This window comes from Hoeflea prorocentri, from assembly GCF_027944115.1.
Classification (GTDB): Bacteria; Pseudomonadota; Alphaproteobacteria; order Rhizobiales; family Rhizobiaceae; genus Hoeflea_A; species Hoeflea_A prorocentri.
In genome coordinates, this window is the sequence record NZ_JAPJZI010000001.1 from 2,038,204 (window position 1) to 2,057,707 (window position 19,504).

Consider the following 19,504-nt stretch of genomic DNA (forward strand, 5'->3'; position numbering starts at 1 on the left):
TTCCGTTGGAAAGGACGGAACATAGCATGAACAACTAGGGATGGAAATCCCATTTAGCGTGTTAGTTCAGATGACGCAGCGAAATGCCCGCATCGTTGAACAGGTGCAGCTTGTCGGCATCGGCATCGAGCGAGAGCGTATCGCCCCGCTTGATCTCATGGCTGCCGGGCAGTTTGACGATCATCGGCTCGTCCGAGCCGGTGCCGTCCATATAGGCAAGGGTCACCTCGCCAAGGGATTCGACGATCGAGACCGTGCCGTGCAGGATGCCGCCGCCGGCATCCGCCAGGCGCAGATCCTCCGGCCGCACGCCGAAATGCACCGCCGCGCCCTTCATCGCGCCGGGCGATGCGACGGGAACACTCACATGATCACCCGATTGCAGCGCGACTTTGGTCGATGCACCCGTCTCCTCGACAGTCGCCGGCAGGATGTTCATGGCGGGCGAGCCGATGAACCGCGCGACAAACAAATTGTGCGGGTTCTCGTAAAGCTCCATCGGCGCGCCGACCTGCTCGATATAGCCACCCGAAAGCACGACGATACGGTCCGCCAGGGTCATTGCCTCGACCTGATCGTGGGTCACGTAGATCATGGTCGCATCCGGCATGCTTTCTTTCAGCCTTGCGATCTCGATACGGGTGGCAACGCGCAGCGCCGCGTCGAGATTGGAAAGCGGCTCGTCGAACAGGAACACTTTCGGGTCGCGCACGATGGCCCGGCCGATGGCGACGCGCTGGCGCTGACCACCGGACAACGCCTTGGGAAGCCGGTCGAGATATTCGGTCAGCTGAAGCTTGTCCGCCGCGGCGCGCACGCGCTGATCGATCTCTTCCTTCGAGGCTTTGGCGATCTTCATGCCGAAGGCCATATTGTCGTAGACCGTCATGTGCGGGTAAAGCGCGTAGGACTGGAACACCATGGCGATGCCGCGCTTTGACGGCGGCATGTCGTTGACGACGGTGCCCTCGATTTCCATCGTACCGCCGCTGATCTCCTCCAGCCCCGCGATCATGCGCAGCAGCGTGGACTTGCCGCAGCCGGACGGTCCGACAAAGACGATGAACTCGCCGCGCTTGATATCGAGATTGATATCGTGCAGCACTTCAACATCGCCATAGGCTTTCTTGGCACTGTCTATTTTCAGGCCGGACATCTTCGTTTCCCTCCTCGGTTTCCGTTCCTACCCTACGAGGCCGAAATAGGCGTCGATGGGCGGAATGGTGATGGTTTGACCGTCGGCATGGCCGTTGAAGCCGCTGCCTTCGAGCGTTTCGACGCTCTCATCTGCAATACGAACGGTCTGCGTTTCGTCGGACATGTTGAACGCGCAGATGATGGTCTCGTTGCCGAAACGGCGGCGGAAGCAGAAGACCTGATCATTCTGAGAAACGAGCTCGAAATTTCCCTTGATCAGCGGCAGGTTCTCTTTGCGGAATGCAATGAACCCGCGATAGTGATTGAGGACCGAGTCCGGGTCCGCATGCTGCCTGTCAACGGCCTGACTGCGATGCTCATCCGATACGGGCAGCCATGGCTTAGCCTGCGAAAATCCGGCGTGCTTTTCTTCCACGCCCCAGACCATCGGCGTGCGGCATCCATCGCGCCCCTTGAAGCTCGGCCAGAACTCGATGCCGTAAGGATCCTGAAGGTCCTCGAACTGAAGGTCCGCCTCGGTAAGCCCGAGTTCCTCGCCCTGATAGATGCACACCGATCCACGCAGGGAAAGGAGCACAGCGGCAAGCAGTTTGAGGTGCTGCGGCGTGCCCCCGAACCCTAGCGCCCATCGGCTCGCATGACGCTGAACGTCATGGTTGGAGAAGGCCCAGCAGGCCCATCCGTCCTTAACGGTTTCCTCGAAACTGCGCACGACGGTGCTCAGGTGATCCACAGTCGGCGGCGTCTCCGACAAGAGGTCGAAGCTGTAACACATATGCACCTTGTCGCCGCCGGATGTGTAGTCGGCAACGATCTGCAGGCCGCGCTGTGCATCGCCCACCTCACCGACAGCTGCAGAGCCCGGGAACGTCTCGAGCAGGCGGCGTAGGCGCTTGAGGAATTCCAGGTTCTCCGGCTGGTTCTTGTCGAACAGGTGATCCTGAAAATTGTACGGGTTCACATCGGGTGCGATCGACGCGTTGCGCTGTTCGGGATGAAGCGGCGGATTGTTGCGCAGCTCGCGGTCGTGGAAATAGAAGTTGATCGTGTCGAGCCGGAAACCGTCCACACCAAGGTCGAGCCAGAACCGCACCGCCTCGAGCAGCGCGTCCTGAACCTCTGCATTGTGCAGGTTGAGATCGGGCTGTGTCGCAAGGAAATTATGCAGATAATACTGCCTGCGGCCAGTGTCCCATTGCCATGCCGGGCCGCCGAAGATGGACAGCCAGTTGTTGGGCGGCGTGCCGTCCGGTTTGGCATCGGCCCAGACATACCAGTCAGCCTTGTCATTGTCGCGGGAGCTGCGGCTTTCGATAAACCAGGGGTGTTCGCTCGAAGAATGCGACAGCACCTGGTCGATCATTACCTTCAGGCCAAGCTCATGCGCCCGCTCGACCAGCGCCTTGAAGTCACCGAGGGTTCCGAACATCGGATCGACATCGCAATAGTCCGAGACGTCATAGCCGAAGTCGCGCATGGGCGAGGTAAAGAACGGCGATATCCAGAGCGCATCGACCCCAAGTGACGCAATATGCGGCAATCGCTCAGTTATACCCTTAAGATCGCCGGTGCCGTCGCCGGTCGTGTCCTGGTAGGAACGCGGATAAACTTGGTAGATGACCGCGCCACGCCACCAGTCCGCGTCCACGGCGGAAGAGGATACGATACCTTCAGACATCAGGTTCCTGTCCACTATTGTCATTGTTAGCCACCCTTGACCGAACCGGCCAGAAGGCCGCGAACGAGATAACGCTGCAACCCGAAGAACACGAGCAGCGGCACGATAATGCTGATGAAGGCTGAAGCCGTGAGGATTTCCCAATTGCCCCCGCGTGAGCCAAGCAGTTCGCGCAGACGCCCCGTCAGGACAAGCTGATCATCGCCATTACCAAGGAAGACCATGGCGACCAGGAGGTCATTCCAGACCCAGAGAAACTGGAAGATCGCAAAGGATGCGAGCGCCGGGAACGAGAGCGGCAGGACAATCTTGAGGAAAATCTCGAAGTCGCTGGCGCCATCGACCTTGGCCGATTCCATGATCTCGCGCGGCAAGCCGGCAATGTAGTTGCGCAGCAGATAGATTGCCAACGGCAGCCCGAACCCGGTATGCGCCAGCCAGATACCCACATAGGTCTTTGCCGGAACGCCGAGGATAAGGCCTGCCTCGTTGTAGAGGCGCAAAAGCGGTATCAACGACATCTGCAGGGGCACGACCAGCAGGCCGACCACGGCGGCAATCAAAAGCGCCCTGCCCGGAAACTTCATCCAGGCCAGTGCGTAGGCCGCAAAAGCCGCGATCAGGATCGGAATGACCGTCGACGGAATTGTCACGGTCAGCGAGTTGATAAAGGACTGTCCGAGCCCATTGGCGCGGAGCACATTGGCATAGTTTTCCAGTGTGAAGCGGGGCGGCGCGGTCACCGTGTAGAAGATGCGCTTGCCGCGGTTTCCGGTCCATTTTTCATCGGAGACCAGCCGATAGTCGCCATTGGACTCAACGGTCATCATGCCTCCGCTGCGCATCTCGGCCGTGGTTCCGGCTTCAAAAGCTGAAGGGTCCCGCGAACTGACGCCGAACATGGTGATCGTACCGCTTTCGCCATCCAGGACATTGCCCTGCAAAACGAATTTCCCATCTTCCTCGATCTGGGTGTCAGGAGCACCCGAGCGTCCGATCTTGCGTTGCTCGGAAGCCGTCAGTGACGTCCACCAGCCCGAAACAGCGAGTTGATCCTTGTCCCTCAGGGACGAGACGAAAAGCCCGAATGTGGGCAGAGTCCAAATCACAACAAGAAACAGAACGCCGATATGGACAGCCCATGTGAGCGGTGATTTTGCAGAAGCTGCGGCTGCCATATCAACGGCCCTCCATTTCGGCGTTTGCCCGGCGGATGTTCCAGACCATGATGGGGATCACCAGCACCATGATGACGATGGCGATGGTCGCGCCGCGGCCGAAATCACCGCCGCCGCGGAACATCCAGTCGAACATGAGATTGGCGAGGACCTGGGTGTTCCACTGACCATTGGTCATCGCCAGAACGATATCGAAGACCTTGAGGACAAGGATGGTGATTGTTGTCCACACAACGGCAATCGTACCCCAGATTTGCGGGATCATGATCTTGAAGAAGATCTGTACGCCGTTTGCTCCGTCGATGACCGCAGCCTCGATGGTTTCTTCGGGAATACCGCGCAGCGCAGCGGACAGGATCACCATCGCAAAGCCGGTCTGGATCCAGACCAGGATGATCATCAGGAAAAAGTTGTTGTAGAATGGCAGCGTGATCCACGCCTGCGGTTCGCCGCCCAAGAACGTGACCATCGCATTCAGCAGTCCGATCTGTTCTGACCCCTGCTCGCGGTAGTCATAGATGAATTTCCAGATAACGGCAGCGCCAATGAATGAGATTGCCATCGGCATGAAGATCAGGCTTTTGGCGATGTTGCCCCACCATACCCGGTCGGTCATCGCTGCTATGATCAGGCCGAAGAAGGTTGCTGCTGCCGGAACAAAGATCAGCCAGAGCATGTTGTTGAGCATCGATTCGTGAAACTCGCGGTCGGCGAGCATCCACGCATAGTTGGACAGGCCGACAAATTCCTCGCCGGAGCGACCGAAAAAGGAAAGGCGGACCGACGAGACGACCGGGTAGAAGAGATAGACGCCAAGCGCCAGGAGCGCGGGTGCGAGAAACAACCAAGGCCGTATGGTGTTGGCAAGCCGCAGGTTGCGGATCGCTCTTTCGCCGTCACCTTCTTTTGAAGGCAAAATGGCGTCGAGCACCCAGTTGGAGAGCAGGAAGTAAGCGGCACAGCCGGCGACCCCCAGGACCATAGTCAGTGTGGCGAAGATAAGCTGATTCATCGCTCTGCCCCTTCAAGCTTCCGTTTGGAAAAAGGCGATCGTCAAAACTCGATGATGAACGGGTCCCCCGATCGGGCTGCCGGCAGGAGCCGGGCTGACGATCCGGGCCGGGAGGTCGGCCCGGATCGCTGGAGGTCAGGCAGGCGCGGACGTTACTTCAGCGCGTCCCAGTTCTCCTGGATTTCTGCCGTGACGTCGGCGGCAGATTTGCCGCCGGCATAGTCAACCATGCCGGTCCAGAAGGCGCCGGCTCCGATTTTGCCGGGCATCAGGTCGGAACCGTCGAAACGGAACGTTGTCGCATCCGTCAGGATTTGTCCCTGCTTCTTCAGCGTCTCATTGGCATAGGCATCCGGATTGACGCCTTTGTGCGGCGTCAGGAAACCGGCGCGTGCCATCCAGACCTCATGCGCGATCGGTGACTTCAGGAAGTCGATAAAGGCACGTGCGCCTTTTGAGTCCCTGGTGATCGCAAACAGTGTTCCGGCGCCGAGCACCGGCTTACCCAGATCCTTTCCGGCATAGGCCGGGAAATAGAAGAAGTCGGCATCTTCACCAAGTTCCGTGCCTTCCGGAAAGAAAGACGGAATGAAGGATGCCTGGCGGTGCATGTAGCATTTGGGCGGCGAGGTAAAGAGGCCCTTCGGGCTGTCACGGAAGTCAGTTGTGGCCACGGCTTCCGCGCCGCCATCCACATAATCGTTGTTGCGGGCAAAGGCGCCGAACTCCTCGATCGCGCCGATAACTGCCGGGTCGTTGAACGGAATTTCGTTGCGAACCCATTTGTCGTAGACATCCGGGCTTTGCGTGCGCAGCATGAACTCCTCGACCCAGTCCGTCGCAGGCCAGCCGGTTGCACCGCCGGAGCCAAGCCCGATGCACCAGGGCGTTTCACCGTCGGCGACGATCTGCTCGCTCAGTTCCTTGAGTTCTTCCATGGTTTCCGGCACTTCGTAGCCGGCATCCTCAAAGTTCTCCGGTGAATACCAGACAAGCGACTTCACGTCCGCCTTGAACGGAAAGGCAAAGTAACCTGAGTTACCGTCCTGATCAGGATAGGTGCCAAGGTCCACCCAGGACTGGCCCGCCGCATAGTTTTCGGCAACCCAATCGCGCGTTTCGTCGCCCAGCGGCGTCAGAAGACCCTTCGCCGCCAAGTCGGCAGCAAGTCCCGGCTGCGGGAATACTGCGACATTGGCCGGGCTGCCCGCCTGCGTATCGATGACGATCTGCTGCTCGAAGGAATCGGAGCCGGTATATTCCACGTTTGCGCCGGTCGCCGCCTCGAAATAGGCGATCATGCCTTCAACGAGCTCGAGGTCGGCGCCCGTCCACGGACCGAAAACCGTGATCGTTTCCCCGGACAAGTCCATACCCTTGAGCGCTTCGTAACTCGCCCAGTTGAAGCGGTCATCCTCGCCCGGCTTGAAGACAAGCTCCTGCGCCTGGGTCGCACCGGACAGTGCCGTTCCCATCGTGAGTGCACAGACAAACGCCGCGATTGCGGTTTTACGTTTCATGAATTTTCCTCCCGATTCACGGAATGCGGTTACCCGCATCGGTGATGCAATCTATCTTCAAACAATATCCAAAGCGGTTTGAATTGAGTTCAAAATGCCGCCATCCATTTACCTTGTCAACGCAATTGTAAACAAAATCCAGCCCCTAAACTCAACCTTCCTATCTAGTTGTTGTTTTTGTTAATCTTTTTGTTTGATACGAATTTAAAACGATTAAATCGCCGGACGGCGCAACTTGGAAAAACGTGAACACGGTTGCCATATCAGCAGAATTATGGCTAGGCTTCGGACTGTTTTTCAAAACGCTTTGGGAATCGAATGAGTGTAAATCTGAAACAGCTTGCGGAGGCCCTGGGCATTTCGCAGACCACCGTCAGCCGGGCGCTGAATGGGTTTCCGGAAGTCAGCGAGAAGACCCGCCGCAAGGTTCTCGATATGGCTCAGCAGCTGAATTACTCGCCGAGCCCGCATGCAAAAAAGCTCGCCACCGGAAAATCCAAGACCATCGGCCACGTGGTCCCGCAATCGGATCACATGATGATCAATCCGCTTTTTTCTGATTTCATCGCCGGCGCCGGAGAGACCTATTCGCAAGCCGGTTACGACATGCTCATGTCTGTCGTTACGCCCGAGCAGGAGGAAAAGACCTACTATAAGCTGATCGCCAGCAAACGTGTCGACGGCATGATGGTTCATGCGCCCCTCATAGGTGATACCCGTATTGCTCTCCTGCAGAAGCTTGCCATGCCGTTTGTCGTTCATGGCAGGAGCGCGGACGAGGATGACTCCTATTCTTGGCTTGACGTCAACAACCGCCGCTCCTTCCAACGCGCGACCCGTTTTCTTCTTGATCTTGGGCACAGGCGTATCGCGCTGCTTAACGGGCTGGAGAGTATGACCTTCGCCCAACGAAGGCGGATCGGCTATCAAGAAGCACTGCAGGAATACGGTGTGGAACCGGATGAGAGCATTATGTTCGCCGAGGACATGATGGAGCCTTACGGCTATCGCCGCACAAAGGAAATGCTTGCGCTTGTGCGCCGTCCGACGGCGATCCTGTGCTCAAGCATCCTGCCTGCCATGGGCGCATTGCGCGCCATTCAGGAGGCCGGACTTGAAGTCGGTCGTGATATCTCAATCGTGACCCATGACGACATGCTGACATTTCTGTCCAACAGCGGCGAAATTCCGATGTTCACGGCACTGCGATCTTCAATCAAAGCCGCCGGCCGGCGCTGTGCGGAAATGCTGATCGCAGCAATTGAAAATCCCAACCACGAACCTGTCCATGAGCTTTGGGAGACGGAGCTGGTCATCGGCAATTCAACAGGTCCAGCGCGAGAACAGCCTTAGCGTCCGCTCCACGGGCATTCACCAGTGACCAATTCGCAACCCATAGTGGATGCACGCATGCCGCCAACCATTGCCCCAGATGTTTTCGGCATATGCGCGCCGCCTTTGCCACCGATCGGGATTTCGATCTTTTGTTGTGCACTTTTTTCTAAAACTTGCCGATGCGGCTCGCCCGGATATCGCCACCAACATACACGGAATTAAAGGCGCGATTGTAAAACACCCCGACAATACACCGTCCGGTGATAGAGCAATCCTGTCAGAAATCTGTCTGAGCTCTTGCGGAATCAGGCTTGGCCGCCAATGCTGCACGGGTTGTCACGGCGCATCTGCGAGTTAAACCTTTTCGTTTCTACTTGCGTCGCGATGAATAATCCGAAAACCTTCATGCAGCTACTTTGACCGCATTCAGTATCAGGGTAATAATCCTGTGAATATGTAGCTCAAACTCATGAATTCGCGGCTCACCGCAACAAACAACGCAAAAGCAAGAGGATATCAATTGACGCTTTTGCGAGGAGCGGATCGTTCGGATCGCCTGCGCAGATCAAAATTCCGCAGCTCTGATCGGCTTTCAATGCAAATCATCTATCACCAACCCGACATCCTTGGAAAATAAATCGCAGGAAACACACATTTGAGTTGAGTTCGCGCTTGATAAAAAGTTATGCAGAATGCATAACTAAACATGATGATGCCATCGCGATTACACAAATCGCTTGAGGAAAAGCCTTTAAGGTGCAACATTTTGCTGCCGAATTACACATAGGAGATTGAAAGCCAGGATTGCATAATATGCATAGAGGACATGCTGGCTTTCGAGGCCCCGCAATGATCTGTGATCCGCCCATCACAACCATTGCGGGGCCAACTCTTTTTATTGGTGAGCAAATGAGAATCTGAGCGCACTCTGCTGCGGCACTTGTGCTACGAAACGCCCTCTCCTACTGCTTGCTGACAAGGCGACGGCAAGCGCCGGTTCGTGAAGTATAGTTCACCGGGGGCAGCTTCATCATGGATATAGGCAAGCTTCAGGATTTCAATTCCAACTATGTTGGGGACTACCCGTTATTGCGGAAGCTCGCAGAGGACTGGGCCGAAAGGAAACCGCTGCGCGGCCTGCGTCTCCTTCACAATATTCCGATAACCCGGGAAACGATGCTCAAGCTCGAGCCGCTCTACCTTTCAGGCGCCGACGTGACGGTCACCCATCTGCGGCTTCCCGGCCTTGAACCCAAACAGGAATGTGTCGACCTCCTGAAAGCAGCCGGTGCCCATATGGAACTCGACCACGCGAAGTTATATGGAGATTACGACATTGCGCTGGATTGTTGTGCGCAAATACCGGCGATGGAACGTGTTACGGTCCGGCGCGGATTTGTCGAACTGACGCAATCGGGCTCACCGGTCTACAGCAAACTTGATACCGACCTGCCGATCTATAGCCTCGACCTGTCCAGACTGAAATGCCTTGAGGCCATGTTCGGCACCGGTGAGGCTTTCGTCAGAGCGTTCAGGCAATTTGTTGAACCAAGGATCGAAGGCCGCAAATTTGTTCTGTTCGGATATGGCAAGGTCGGCCGCGGCGTGTCGCGCTATCTGGCGCAGGAAGGCGCTATGCTGACGGTCGTCGACACCAACGGGGCCAACCTTGAACAAGCTCGAAAGGCAGGCTTTGACACCGAGCTCAGTCGTCCGGGCCCATCGCTTCTCAACGCCGTAAACGACTCTTTTGTCGTCGTCATGGCGACCGGTTGCGAAGGCCTCCTTCAGGAACTGATTAAGCCCAAGCAGCTGGCCGACAAAGTGCTGTTGATAAATATGGGCGCGGACGATGAATTCGGGGATCGTTATGCCGCCTCGCGGATTGTCGCCAACAAAGCTCCGTTGAACTTTCTTCTCGACGCACCGACAACCATGTTCTTTATCGATCCGATATTTGCCGTGCACAATCAGTGCTGCGAACACGTACTCGACGGAAATGCTCACGGCTTCTCGCCACTGCCGCCGGAACTGGATCTGCCTGTCATTGAGGAATGGAGCACGCTCTACGGAATAGATATCAGCGATATCTACTATTGAAATTGCGGTCCTTCGGCTGAGTCTCCACATCCCAGGCCGCTGCTTGCGGTCTCTGCAAAATTCGGAAACTATGAACTCCTACTCGACTCACGTTTGCCCTTGTCTGTTTTCTCACCACGATAAATTTGTATCGAGCCATGACCGTAACAGCCGGAAAATCAAGACGCAGACTTACCGCTGCAAGCGCACTTGTTGCACTTTTCATGGTGTTGCTTGTCAGTCAGGCCAGCGCCCATTCAGATGATCCAGGATTTGTCGGCGGGTTCGTCTCCGGTTTCACACACCCGTTCTATGGCTGGGACCATGTGCTGGCGATGGTTGCTGTGGGCCTGTGGGGCGCATTTCTTGGAAGTCCGGCTATCTGGCTTTTACCCGTCGTTTTCCCGCTGATCATGGCTCTTGGCGGCGTACTTGGTATTTTTGGAGTTCCTCTGCCCGGCGTTGAAACGGGTATCGCTGCATCCTCTGTTGTTCTGGGTCTTCTGATTGCTCTGGCGCAGCGTTCCCCATTGTGGATCGCAGTCGTTATTGTAGGAAGTTTCGCTATCTTTCACGGGTATGCGCACGGAGCCGAATTGCCCTCGGCGAACAGCCCGCTGACCTATTCCGTTGGTTTTGTCCTCGCGACCGGCCTGCTGCATCTTTTCGGTATCGGCTTCGGCCTCGTTGCCGGCCTGCCCGGCGGGACATTTGCCTTGCGCACGGCGGGTTTTGCGATCGCCCTTGCGGGCTTATCCATCCTGTTCGGATTCTGGTAAGCTGGTGCGCGCGCCGTTGATCGTGGTGGTATTGGCCTTGCTCACGGTCAAAGCCAGTGCTCATGAATCAATAACTTTCGGCGGCGCTCTTAACGCTGGTCTTCTTCATCCCTGGCTGCCGGCCGAACAAACATTGGTTCTGTTCGCAGCCGGACTTTTATTAGGGCGGTACGGCGGCAAACGTTTGGTACCGGCCCTTTGCGTCTTCGCCATCGCATTATGCGTTGGTTTTGCTGTCCCGCCGGCTACTGTGCCATTGGCCATTTTGACACTTGTGGCCTTGAGTTTCGTTCTTGCCGCGAGCGCGCTTGTCGGCCTGGACACCGTTATGCCTTACTACGCGGTCATGGGGTTTGCGGCGATCGCGGGCCTGATCGAAGGCAGCGCCTCCGCACCGGATCCAGATCATTGGAGCGTCATGACGGGCCTCATTCTCGGCAGTATTCTACGCGCCGTTGTTTGCCTGGGTATTCCACTGCTCCTCACGGACTGGCTGGTTCATGACAAGGGCTGGTTCTGGGCAAGGACTGGGGTCCGCATTCTCGCTGCGTGGCTTGCCGCCGTCAGTCTGCTCATGCTGGCGCTTTCCTTTGCTCAACCCTGATTTCTTCCCCGTTCAACGGGATTACGCGCAATGACGTGACGCCGGCCAATGGACGGTTTCAATGCGTTAGAATTTGTTAACATCGAATCGCCTTGCGGCTTGCTATGAACCGATGGAGACCGCATGAGGTCCCACCGTTTTGCAGTGGGAATGCCTATGAAGATTGACAAGAATTACGAATTGCCCTTTTCACCAGAACGCGTTTTTGCAGCCTGGACGAGTTCCGAAACGGTTATCCCGCCAGCGACCAGGATGGACATCAACCCCACAGTAGGTGGGCACTTCCGGCTGATCATTGAAGGCACGGAACACAATAGCGTCGCGGAAGGTCTGTTTTTCGCCGTCGAACCGGACAGACATGTTCGTTACACGTGGGAATGGGATCGCAGTGGCGAGATAACCCAAATCGATGTCCGGTTCGAACCTGCTGATGCCGGCACGGATCTTCGTATTGTCCACACCGGTTTTCAGAAACAGGAAAGCCTCGATATGCATGACAGCGGCTGGGACAGCTATGTGGAAGCGCTGTCGGTGTTTTTGAAGGAAGACGGCAGCGTCGAACCGCATTGACCGGGCTAGATGCTGTTGACTGCCTTGGAGAGCTTGGACACCAGTTCGTCTATCTGATTGTCGTCAATAATAAACGGAGGGGCTAACAGCACGTGGTCCCCTGATTGGCCGTCGATCGTTCCACCCGTCGGGTAACAGATCAGACCGGCTTCGAACGCTGCGGCCTTGACTGTGGCATGAACCCGGCGTTCCGGCGCGAAAGGTTTCTTGCTTTCGCGATCCTCGACCAGTTCGATGCCGCGAAACAGTCCCCTACCCCTTATGTCTCCAACATGCGGATGCTGCCCGAGCGCCGCATGAAGCGCGGTGGACAACCGCTCCCCCTTTTCACCGACACCATCCACAAGCTTGCGGCCCAGCAGCGCTTCAAGCACGGCGTTGCTTGCAGCGCACGCAACGGGGTGCCCCATATATGTATGTCCGTGCTGGAAAAACCCGGAACCGTTCTCGACCGCCTCATAAATCTGACCGGAGCAAAGCATGGCTCCGATAGGCTGGTAGCCGGCGCCCAGTCCCTTTGCGATTGTCACGATGTCCGGCCGGACATCGTCGTGCTCACACGCAAACAATGTCCCCGTGCGCCCCATCCCGCACATCACCTCGTCGAGAATGAGCAGTATACCGTATTGGTCGCAGATCTCTCGGATGCGCTTGAAATAACCGTCGACGGCGGGTACCGCGCCGGCCGTGGCGCCGACGACCGGTTCGGCAATAAAGGCCATTACAGTCTGCGGACCAAGACTCAGAATTTCCTTTTCGAGATCGTTCGCGGCGCGCTGGCCGTATTCAAAAGCCGTTTCTTCTTCACCTTTGAACCGGTACTCATAGCAGGGCGCAATATGTGAGGTTTCGATCAGCATCGGTAGAAAATGCCGGCGCCGCTCCGGACTGCCACCGGCCGCAAGAGCGCCGAGTGTGTTGCCATGATAGCTCTGTCGGCGTGCAATTAGCCGCTTGCGTTCCGGCTGGTCGATCTCCAGAAAATATTGACGTGCCAGTTTAACCGCCGACTCCACAGCCTCGGAGCCGCCGGAGACCAGGTAGACACGCTCAATTCCTTGCGGCGCATTTTCAGTCAGCGTATCGGCCAGTTGCTCGGCTGGGTCACTGGTGAAAAAGCCGGTATGGGCAAATGCGACCTTGTCCAGCTGCGCCTTGACTGCGGCCGTCACATCGGCATCGCTATGTCCAAGGCATGAGACCGCCGCACCGCCGGAGCCGTCGAGATAGCGCTTGCCTGTGCTGTCGATCAGATAACACCCCTCACCAGCCACCGCGACGGGGAGATCGGCTTTAGTGTGCCTTGGAAAAACATGGGACATAGCAAATCCAGCCTGCTTGATTTGGCTTGCCTTTGACCGCGAAACCTCGCCGAAACATATGTAACATGATCTGCGCCATGTAAATACGTTTGTTTCATGCGCGGACAAACGAAGTGCTGGCAACCTGACGGTAGCCCGCAGTCTGTTGTTCAGCTTTGGCTGTCATTTTTCGAAAATCGCTTCAACCGCCTCCCTATAGGCAGGCTGATTGATGATTTCAGATGCATAGGCTGCACCGAGCTTCTGCCCCGCGGACACATCAAGCGGATAGTGCACGCCAGCGACAACACGGCCATAGCCGACCTGCCGAGCGAGTTGGGTGATTTCAGCGCTATGCTCGGGAAACATGTCTGCAAGCAAAGTCCCATAGACCGTCGCGCGAATGGCGTGACCGCTGGGGTAGGATGCAACGGGCCGCGCATCTCCGACCGGCTTGACGCGGGAATCCACCTGGAATGGCCGTGGCTCATCAAACACCGCTTTTACTGCATCATAGTCCATGCGAACTTCGTCAATGACACCGTCCAGTGTCTCGTTGAGCAGTTGGCCATCAACACCGAGTAATGACGTACTGATCAGCGGAGCGAAGCGCGCAAGGTTCAGCGGCTGCTCCACAAACGTGACCTGATCGGGCGTGCGGGTTTGCTGCAGCCAAAGGACGATTTCCATTTGAGTTTCGAATTCCGGTGATCCACGCTCAGGTGGATGCCCGATCAACCCGACTGCATCCACGGCGCCTGCCGGCAGGAAAGCGCGCTGCTTCCCGGATTCGGCCATGACCGGAACAGCCAGCGAGATGGCAATGAGTATCACAATGATGGGAAAGGCAATCCTTTTCAGCATACGGAATTCCTCCGGTTTTCAATCATGTCGCCCCGGATGGTTGGAACCATGTGTCGGCGGGTGTTCCGCCGGCAACCTGCTCCGGGGTTTTGAGCCCCGTCTCTTTGAACTGGGTATGCGGCAGAGCACTTGCAAAGCGACTTTAGTCTGAGATTTTCGTTGGCCTTTGATCCGTCTCTCCTGACAAATTTGTCAGCAGACACCCCCCTTTGGCCCTCAATGATGCGTTCTTGACTTCACATCGGATCGGCATTGCCTAAAGTGGCGGTCTCCTCTGCAGGCGTAAAGCACCATAATGAACCGATCCGAATTCGACAGTTTCTGCCGATCATTGAAAGCCACGACGCATATTGTGCAATGGGGCGGCGCATCGGTGTGGAAGGTCGGCGGTAAAATCTTTGCAATCTGCTCGCAATGGACCGACGGCCCGGGCGAAAGGTTCAGCTTCAAATGTTCTGATCTTACCTACACCATTTTGACTGAGCAGGAGGGCATCGTTCCAGCGCCCTATCTGGCAAGGGCCAAGTGGGTCCAGGTGGAGGATCTGACGGCAATGGCGGATGTGGATTTGCGCGGCTACATAGAAGCCGCGCACACCATTGTAGCGAGTAAGCTGACGAAGAAGCAGCAGCGTGATCTCGGACTGGTGGTCTAGGCCGCCGGCCTCTGACCGGCAGATCACTTATCAAGCAGATTGATCGCTTCACGCAATTTGTGGATATGGTAGGGCACGGCCCAGTTGTCATTCGGTCCGGTCCGCACATCCATGTTCCAGTATTTGGTGTGCGTAAAGAACGGCACGGACCCTTTCGGTTTGCCCTCAATATCCTGCTCGGGCAGAACCGGAATATCCAGAATTCCCTGCAAACGGGCGACCGGGGTCGAAAGATCAAAGTGATCGGCCAGCGGTCCCGATATGATATCGCCCCAGAGAATTCTTTCGCTCTTTGAGTAGATGTTGGTCCAGCGCGTGAACGCAAAATGTGCAGCATGATGCGGATAGCGGAAATATGCGCCGTTGGAAAAGTTCGCACCCACCTGATACGTAAAATGCTGGTGTTTTGTTTTCGGGTCCCACTCCAGCGCTGGCGGGCATGTCGGCAAAATGCGCTTTTCCTGCTGGCTGCGCATGTCGTCATTGTCATGAGCCAGAAGAAACTCGGCATGAGTGAGCGGTGACCCCAGTGTTATGAAATCGCTGACCAGCCAGGGGCTGCCATTTTCCTTCAGTTCTTTCCAGGCGAGGTTCTGCAGCCTGCGATACTCTTCCAGGTCCAGACTGCCCGAATTCTCGATAGCGTCCTGTATGAGCTTCTCGAGTTCGTCGCGCGCCGGCTGTTTCTTACGGGCCTGGCCGCTCCGGTTAAGATACCGGTTCACCCTTGCAAAGCTGGCCTTCAGAATATCGTAAGCGACAATCGTGCCGAGCGAATGGGATACCACGATGATACGGTCATATTCGGTATCCCAGTTCGGATAAGGCGCGCCCTTCTTTTGTGTCGACGGATCGAAATCACGTACACCCATGAGGGTTTCGAGCAATTCAACGCCCTTTTCGCGTATCTCCTGGCGCCGGGCAACGTTGAGCGGATTGGCCTTCACATAACGGGCGACATCACCGAAATATTTAAGAAGGAAAACATTGACGAAGGTCCCTGCGACCAGGGAAACGATCACACCCAGGACCGGGCCGATCCAGGTCCAGCAGAGGCTGGAGGCGCTGCAACCTGCGTCATCACATTCACCGGCAAGGCATTGACGCAGATCGTCAACCGGCAGCAGAGAGACTGCCATAACGATACCAATCAGCACCGTGATAATCCAAAGCGCGATCCAGGCCTTGAAAACATCTTTCGGCACCCGCTTTGGCGAGCGCCACAGCAGGTCAACAAACCAGATCTTGAAGTGCTCCCACGTCGTGCCCTGCATCAGATGAGCCCAATAGAACTCATAAAAATCCGTGCGGACGCCGTTCTTGGCTTCCTCGGTGGTAATCCTGTGCAGTTCGAAGCTGCGATTGCGTCTGTCGGGTTTGCTCCAGACCGGATTTTCAACACGCTGTTGACCATTGTTGGAATCGACACGCGAGCGTGGAATGAGATTTTCGTCAGTTACCCATGTGGTGTCCACAAAGCTGCGAAGCGTGTCCATGGGAACCTGCTCACCCATGCCGTGTATGACAACAACGGCCTGCTTCTTTTTGGCCGTAGCCTTCGTCGACGATTTCGCTGTTTCTTTTTCCTGCGCCACAACCAAGGCCCACTTCAACTCCGTACTCGACCGGAGTTTGCAACAAAACCTATTGAAATGCAAAGAGAATTTGGCATTGCACGACCGGATCTCAGCTCCTTGAGGGAGCCGTCATCACGACCTTGGGCAATAATGACAGCAATTCAAAATTGAAATTCGCAGGGATAAACCGGAGTTCTATCAGCCTGTCAGCGCCCGGTCCGGTTTCACCGCCATGGATTCATTTTGCGGGCACGTCCCCTTGTAGCGATGACCAGACACGCCGCCACATTTGGGACCTTTAAGAACCTTTCCACAGCCTCATCGCCAGTAATCCGGAATGACGTCTGGAGTAATCCACAGACAGAAAAGATGCTGTTGTAAGAGAGCGCTTTGCGTGCATAAATTTTCCATGACGCCAAGCAGGGAGTAAGTGGATTGCCGGGCCGTTTCAGTTGGTTGTTTGTCTGTCTGCTTTCCACCGCTGCTGCCGCCAATCCTGTCACTCCTTTACCGGTTGGCGATGTCAATAGTTTCGCGCCGGATGTTCATAACCGACTACAGGCCTGCGCCGGATGTCTCTCCAATACTGCCAATATCATCGCAATCTCCGCGGCGGGCTCCGAACAGCCGCTTGATGACGGACGAATTTCCGACGGCGAAACGTTTCCCCTCCATCCGACGAGTGCGTCTGATTTCAATATGCGCGGCAACTATCACCTCAATCAGGATGATTTTGATTCCGCCATTGTGGAATACACCCGCGCCATCAAGGCAGACCCGTCCTTTGCCTATGCCTATTTCAATCGCGGCACTGCATATGGCAACAAGAGGCATTTTGAACATGCTATCGCCGATCTCGACAAAGCGGTCGATTTGCTTCCCAATGATTTCGAGACATTCCGACGGCGCGGGGAAACCTACTATGACTGGGGCAAGCATCGGCGCGCGCTTGCCGATTTGAATGAAGCCATAAGGCTCAACCCCCGGGATTTTGTCGCGTTCAATATGCGCGGCCTGACACTAGGGCGTCTTGGTTCAAATGCGCAGGCTCTCAGGGATTTCCAAAGAGCGATCATGCTCGAGCCTCTGCATCACCCGGCCTATGTCAATCGTGCGAACATCCACAAACGACTGGGCGCCTTTGACCTGGCATTCGCGGACTACAACAAAGCCGTCGAAATCGATAGCGAAGACGCTCTGAATTTCTTTTTCCGGGCTGAAGCCTTCTATGAAGCAGGCAGGACCAAAGAGGCGATTTCGGATCTCAGCGCAGCAATCGAACTCGACCCATGGGATCCGGATCTTTTCTTCAAGCGCGGGCTTTACCAGCAGGAACTGCGGCAGTTCGAAGAAGCCGCGCAGGACTATCGAACCGCCATACGGCTCAGCCCCGACTTTGCCTCAGCGCACAATAATCTCGGCAACACGCTTCATGCACTGGATCGTACAGCGGAGGCGCTCATCTTCTACAGTGAAGCCATTCGGCTCGATCGCAATGACAGCATTGCCCTGGAGAACCGCGGGCTGGCCTATCAGGCACTCGGCTTGGAACTGCTTGCGCATGCAGATTTCTCCACGGCCATCACGGCCTCACCCAAGGCAGCAGGCGGCTATATCAAACGCGGATACAATCTGCAGGAAATGGGCCGCTATAGCGAAGCATTATCTGATTTTGACCGCGCAGCGCAGATCGATGACACAAACCCCGACATCTTTCACTACCGTGGACTTGTGCACGAAGCGATGCAGAGATATGAACGCGCCGCGGCGGATTTCGGCAAGGTCATCGCTCTCAATCCGGATGATGCGTTCGCCTACTACAATCGCGGCACGATGCTCAGGCAAAGCAAGGCGCATGGAGCGGCGGTGATCGACTTTCGGACAGCCATCTCGATGATGCCTGACGACGCCGACAGCCATCTCAGCCTTGGCCTTTGCCTGGAACAGCTTGATCGTTGGGACGAGGCTTCGGCAGCCTATTCCGATACGTTGCGACTGCGCCCGCAAAACGTCACCGCTTATGTGGGCCGCGGGAATGCCCGCCTCAATACGGGCGACTACAGTGGTGCGATCGATGATTTCGAACGCGCGGTCGAACTTCAACCGGAGCATTCGCTTGCCCACTACAACCGAGGAGTCGCCCATGCCAGCCTCGGCAACGACATGCTTGCCATTGAAAGCTATCGGGCTGCCGTCAAGCATGATCCGGACTATCGGGACGCCTATCTCAATATCGGTCTGATCTTCCAGTCACGCGGCGATTTTGCCAAGGCGGCCGAGCAGTTCAAACGGTCCATTGGCATCGACGTGCTCGATCCGGAACCACACTATTACCTGGGCCGGCTTTATCTGGAAATGCGGCGCTATGACGAGGCCATAGCGCAGTTCGATTCTGTCATCGTCAACGCCCCGAAGCGGGCTGACGCCTATTTTCAACGAGCGGTGGCGAAACGAAGAAGCGGATTTGCGGTCAGCGCCATTGCGGACATCGACGAGGCGATCGGCCTCAACATCGATTTAGCAGAGGCTGTTTATGAGCGCGGAAACGCACTTATGGATCTCAACGACTACGAAAGCGCACTGGAAGAGTTCTCCCGGGCCATCAAGATGAACCCGGAACGGGCCGAGTATTACATCAGCCGCGCCCACGCTTACCGGAAGCTCGGCCTGCCTCATATGGCCGACCGGGACATGCTGAAGGCCGGCGCCCTGAACTAAGGTCAGGAAGAGGTTTGTCTCCTCTTTGGTCGCCCCTTGGAACCGGCCGTTCGATTGTGTCCTGCTATTGATTGCCGCAATAGTTCTTCACCGCCCAGTCGATGTTCTTTTGAAGTGTTGCGATGCGCTGCTCATAAAGCTTCGTCAGGCAGGCAGTATCGGCACCGCAGGCCGTTCTCGACTTAAGGAACGCCTGCGCTTCGTCCTGACGGTTGCCGCTTGCGCCCATGAGCAACGGCATTGCCTTGTAGCCATACCAAAGACCGGCCATCTGCGAATCCATGGCCGACAGCTGAGCATCGGAACAAATGGCTTTTTCATCCGCTGCCTTGGCTTGTGAACAGTCGAAGCTGGCTGCGCCGGCCGCTGTCACCCAGGCGATGCTTGCCGCGCATAGTACCACAATCGCAAAGGTGTTTGAGAGCTTGTTGAAATGACGCATAGGCTGACTTCCTTCAATCCTTGACGTGACCAGG

General features: G+C 56.3%; 16 protein-coding genes. 7 read left to right on the forward strand and 9 right to left on the reverse strand.

All coding sequences use genetic code 11. The features are described 5' to 3' along the window. Positions 1 to 61: 61 nt before the first annotated feature. From OQ273_RS09605 to OQ273_RS09625, 5 genes are all read right to left on the reverse strand, one after another. Positions 62 to 1,156 (reverse strand): ABC transporter ATP-binding protein, encoded by a 1,095-nt coding sequence (locus OQ273_RS09605; RefSeq protein WP_267990227.1) that lies wholly within the window; start codon positions 1,154 to 1,156, stop codon positions 62 to 64. Between the two features lie 27 nt (positions 1,157 to 1,183). Beyond that, entirely contained in the window at positions 1,184 to 2,836 is a 1,653-nt protein-coding gene (bglA, locus tag OQ273_RS09610) for a beta-galactosidase BglA (RefSeq protein WP_267990228.1), read from the reverse strand. 26 nt (positions 2,837 to 2,862) lie between these two features. Continuing rightward, positions 2,863 to 4,014, reverse strand: coding sequence for a carbohydrate ABC transporter permease (locus OQ273_RS09615; protein WP_267990229.1), 1,152 nt, complete (start codon positions 4,012 to 4,014; stop codon positions 2,863 to 2,865). Between the two features lies 1 nt (position 4,015). Then, complete coding sequence (locus OQ273_RS09620; RefSeq protein ID WP_267990230.1) at positions 4,016 to 5,026, reverse strand: carbohydrate ABC transporter permease; 1,011 nt, start codon at positions 5,024 to 5,026, stop codon at positions 4,016 to 4,018. 152 nt (positions 5,027 to 5,178) lie between these two features. Then, complete coding sequence (locus tag OQ273_RS09625) at positions 5,179 to 6,546, reverse strand: ABC transporter substrate-binding protein (RefSeq protein ID WP_267990231.1); 1,368 nt, start codon at positions 6,544 to 6,546, stop codon at positions 5,179 to 5,181. 318 nt (positions 6,547 to 6,864) lie between these two features. Between OQ273_RS09625 and OQ273_RS09630 the strand changes: the two genes are divergently transcribed. The 5 genes from OQ273_RS09630 (at position 6,865) to OQ273_RS09650 (ending at position 11,913) form a co-directional block, all read left to right on the forward strand. Then, entirely contained in the window at positions 6,865 to 7,899 is a 1,035-nt protein-coding gene (locus OQ273_RS09630) for a LacI family DNA-binding transcriptional regulator (RefSeq protein WP_267990232.1), read from the forward strand. A gap of 1,014 nt (positions 7,900 to 8,913) precedes the next feature. Then, positions 8,914 to 9,981 (forward strand): Rossmann-fold NAD(P)-binding domain-containing protein, encoded by a 1,068-nt coding sequence (locus tag OQ273_RS09635; protein ID WP_267990233.1) that lies wholly within the window; start codon positions 8,914 to 8,916, stop codon positions 9,979 to 9,981. Between the two features lie 137 nt (positions 9,982 to 10,118). Then, positions 10,119 to 10,739, forward strand: coding sequence for a HupE/UreJ family protein (locus OQ273_RS09640; protein WP_425493369.1), 621 nt, complete (start codon positions 10,119 to 10,121; stop codon positions 10,737 to 10,739). A 22-nt stretch (positions 10,740 to 10,761) separates the two neighbouring features. After that, entirely contained in the window at positions 10,762 to 11,343 is a 582-nt protein-coding gene (locus OQ273_RS09645) for a HupE/UreJ family protein (protein ID WP_267993068.1), read from the forward strand. A 156-nt stretch (positions 11,344 to 11,499) separates the two neighbouring features. Beyond that, positions 11,500 to 11,913, forward strand: a complete 414-nt coding sequence (locus OQ273_RS09650; RefSeq protein ID WP_267990234.1) for an SRPBCC family protein — start codon at positions 11,500 to 11,502, stop codon at positions 11,911 to 11,913. A gap of 5 nt (positions 11,914 to 11,918) precedes the next feature. Here the strand turns inward: OQ273_RS09650 and OQ273_RS09655 are convergent, their stop codons facing one another. Then, on the reverse strand, positions 11,919 to 13,235 hold the full coding sequence (locus OQ273_RS09655) for an aspartate aminotransferase family protein (RefSeq protein WP_267990235.1): 1,317 nt from the start codon (positions 13,233 to 13,235) through the stop codon (positions 11,919 to 11,921). 162 nt (positions 13,236 to 13,397) lie between these two features. Next, positions 13,398 to 14,078, reverse strand: a complete 681-nt coding sequence (locus OQ273_RS09660; protein WP_267990236.1) for a phosphatase PAP2 family protein — start codon at positions 14,076 to 14,078, stop codon at positions 13,398 to 13,400. Positions 14,079 to 14,373: 295 nt separating this feature from the next. Between OQ273_RS09660 and OQ273_RS09665 the strand changes: the two genes are divergently transcribed. Beyond that, the gene (locus OQ273_RS09665; RefSeq protein ID WP_267990237.1) at positions 14,374 to 14,733 is read left to right on the forward strand and encodes an MmcQ/YjbR family DNA-binding protein; all 360 of its coding nucleotides are present in this window, start codon (positions 14,374 to 14,376) and stop codon (positions 14,731 to 14,733) included. 23 nt (positions 14,734 to 14,756) lie between these two features. Here OQ273_RS09665 and OQ273_RS09670 read toward each other — a convergent pair whose 3' ends face one another. Beyond that, complete coding sequence (locus OQ273_RS09670) at positions 14,757 to 16,328, reverse strand: hypothetical protein (protein ID WP_267990238.1); 1,572 nt, start codon at positions 16,326 to 16,328, stop codon at positions 14,757 to 14,759. 417 nt (positions 16,329 to 16,745) lie between these two features. On the opposite strand from OQ273_RS09670, the gene OQ273_RS09675 reads away from it, so the two are divergent. Then, positions 16,746 to 19,028, forward strand: coding sequence for a tetratricopeptide repeat protein (locus tag OQ273_RS09675; RefSeq protein ID WP_267990239.1), 2,283 nt, complete (start codon positions 16,746 to 16,748; stop codon positions 19,026 to 19,028). A gap of 64 nt (positions 19,029 to 19,092) precedes the next feature. On the opposite strand, the gene OQ273_RS09680 is transcribed toward OQ273_RS09675, so the two are convergent. Next, positions 19,093 to 19,470: a lysozyme inhibitor LprI family protein gene (locus OQ273_RS09680; protein ID WP_267990240.1), complete on the reverse strand. Its 378-nt coding sequence runs from the start codon at positions 19,468 to 19,470 to the stop codon at positions 19,093 to 19,095. Positions 19,471 to 19,504 lie beyond the last annotated feature (34 nt).

Excerpts from the sequence above, each read along its gene's own strand:
- OQ273_RS09605 (WP_267990227.1), bottom strand. The coding sequence starts at position 1,156 with ATGTCCGGCCTGAAAATAGACAGTGCCAAGAAAGCCTATGGCGATGTT.
- bglA (WP_267990228.1), bottom strand. The coding sequence starts at position 2,836 with ATGTCTGAAGGTATCGTATCCTCTTCCGCCGTGGACGCGGACTGGTGG.
- OQ273_RS09615 (WP_267990229.1), bottom strand. The coding sequence starts at position 4,014 with ATGGCAGCCGCAGCTTCTGCAAAATCACCGCTCACATGGGCTGTCCAT.
- OQ273_RS09620 (WP_267990230.1), bottom strand. The coding sequence starts at position 5,026 with ATGAATCAGCTTATCTTCGCCACACTGACTATGGTCCTGGGGGTCGCC.
- OQ273_RS09625 (WP_267990231.1), bottom strand. The coding sequence starts at position 6,546 with ATGAAACGTAAAACCGCAATCGCGGCGTTTGTCTGTGCACTCACGATG.
- OQ273_RS09630 (WP_267990232.1), top strand. The coding sequence starts at position 6,865 with ATGAGTGTAAATCTGAAACAGCTTGCGGAGGCCCTGGGCATTTCGCAG.
- OQ273_RS09635 (WP_267990233.1), top strand. The coding sequence starts at position 8,914 with ATGGATATAGGCAAGCTTCAGGATTTCAATTCCAACTATGTTGGGGAC.
- OQ273_RS09640 (WP_425493369.1), top strand. The coding sequence starts at position 10,119 with ATGACCGTAACAGCCGGAAAATCAAGACGCAGACTTACCGCTGCAAGC.
- OQ273_RS09650 (WP_267990234.1), top strand. The coding sequence starts at position 11,500 with ATGAAGATTGACAAGAATTACGAATTGCCCTTTTCACCAGAACGCGTT.
- OQ273_RS09655 (WP_267990235.1), bottom strand. The coding sequence starts at position 13,235 with ATGTCCCATGTTTTTCCAAGGCACACTAAAGCCGATCTCCCCGTCGCG.
- OQ273_RS09660 (WP_267990236.1), bottom strand. The coding sequence starts at position 14,078 with ATGCTGAAAAGGATTGCCTTTCCCATCATTGTGATACTCATTGCCATC.
- OQ273_RS09665 (WP_267990237.1), top strand. The coding sequence starts at position 14,374 with ATGAACCGATCCGAATTCGACAGTTTCTGCCGATCATTGAAAGCCACG.
- OQ273_RS09680 (WP_267990240.1), bottom strand. The coding sequence starts at position 19,470 with ATGCGTCATTTCAACAAGCTCTCAAACACCTTTGCGATTGTGGTACTA.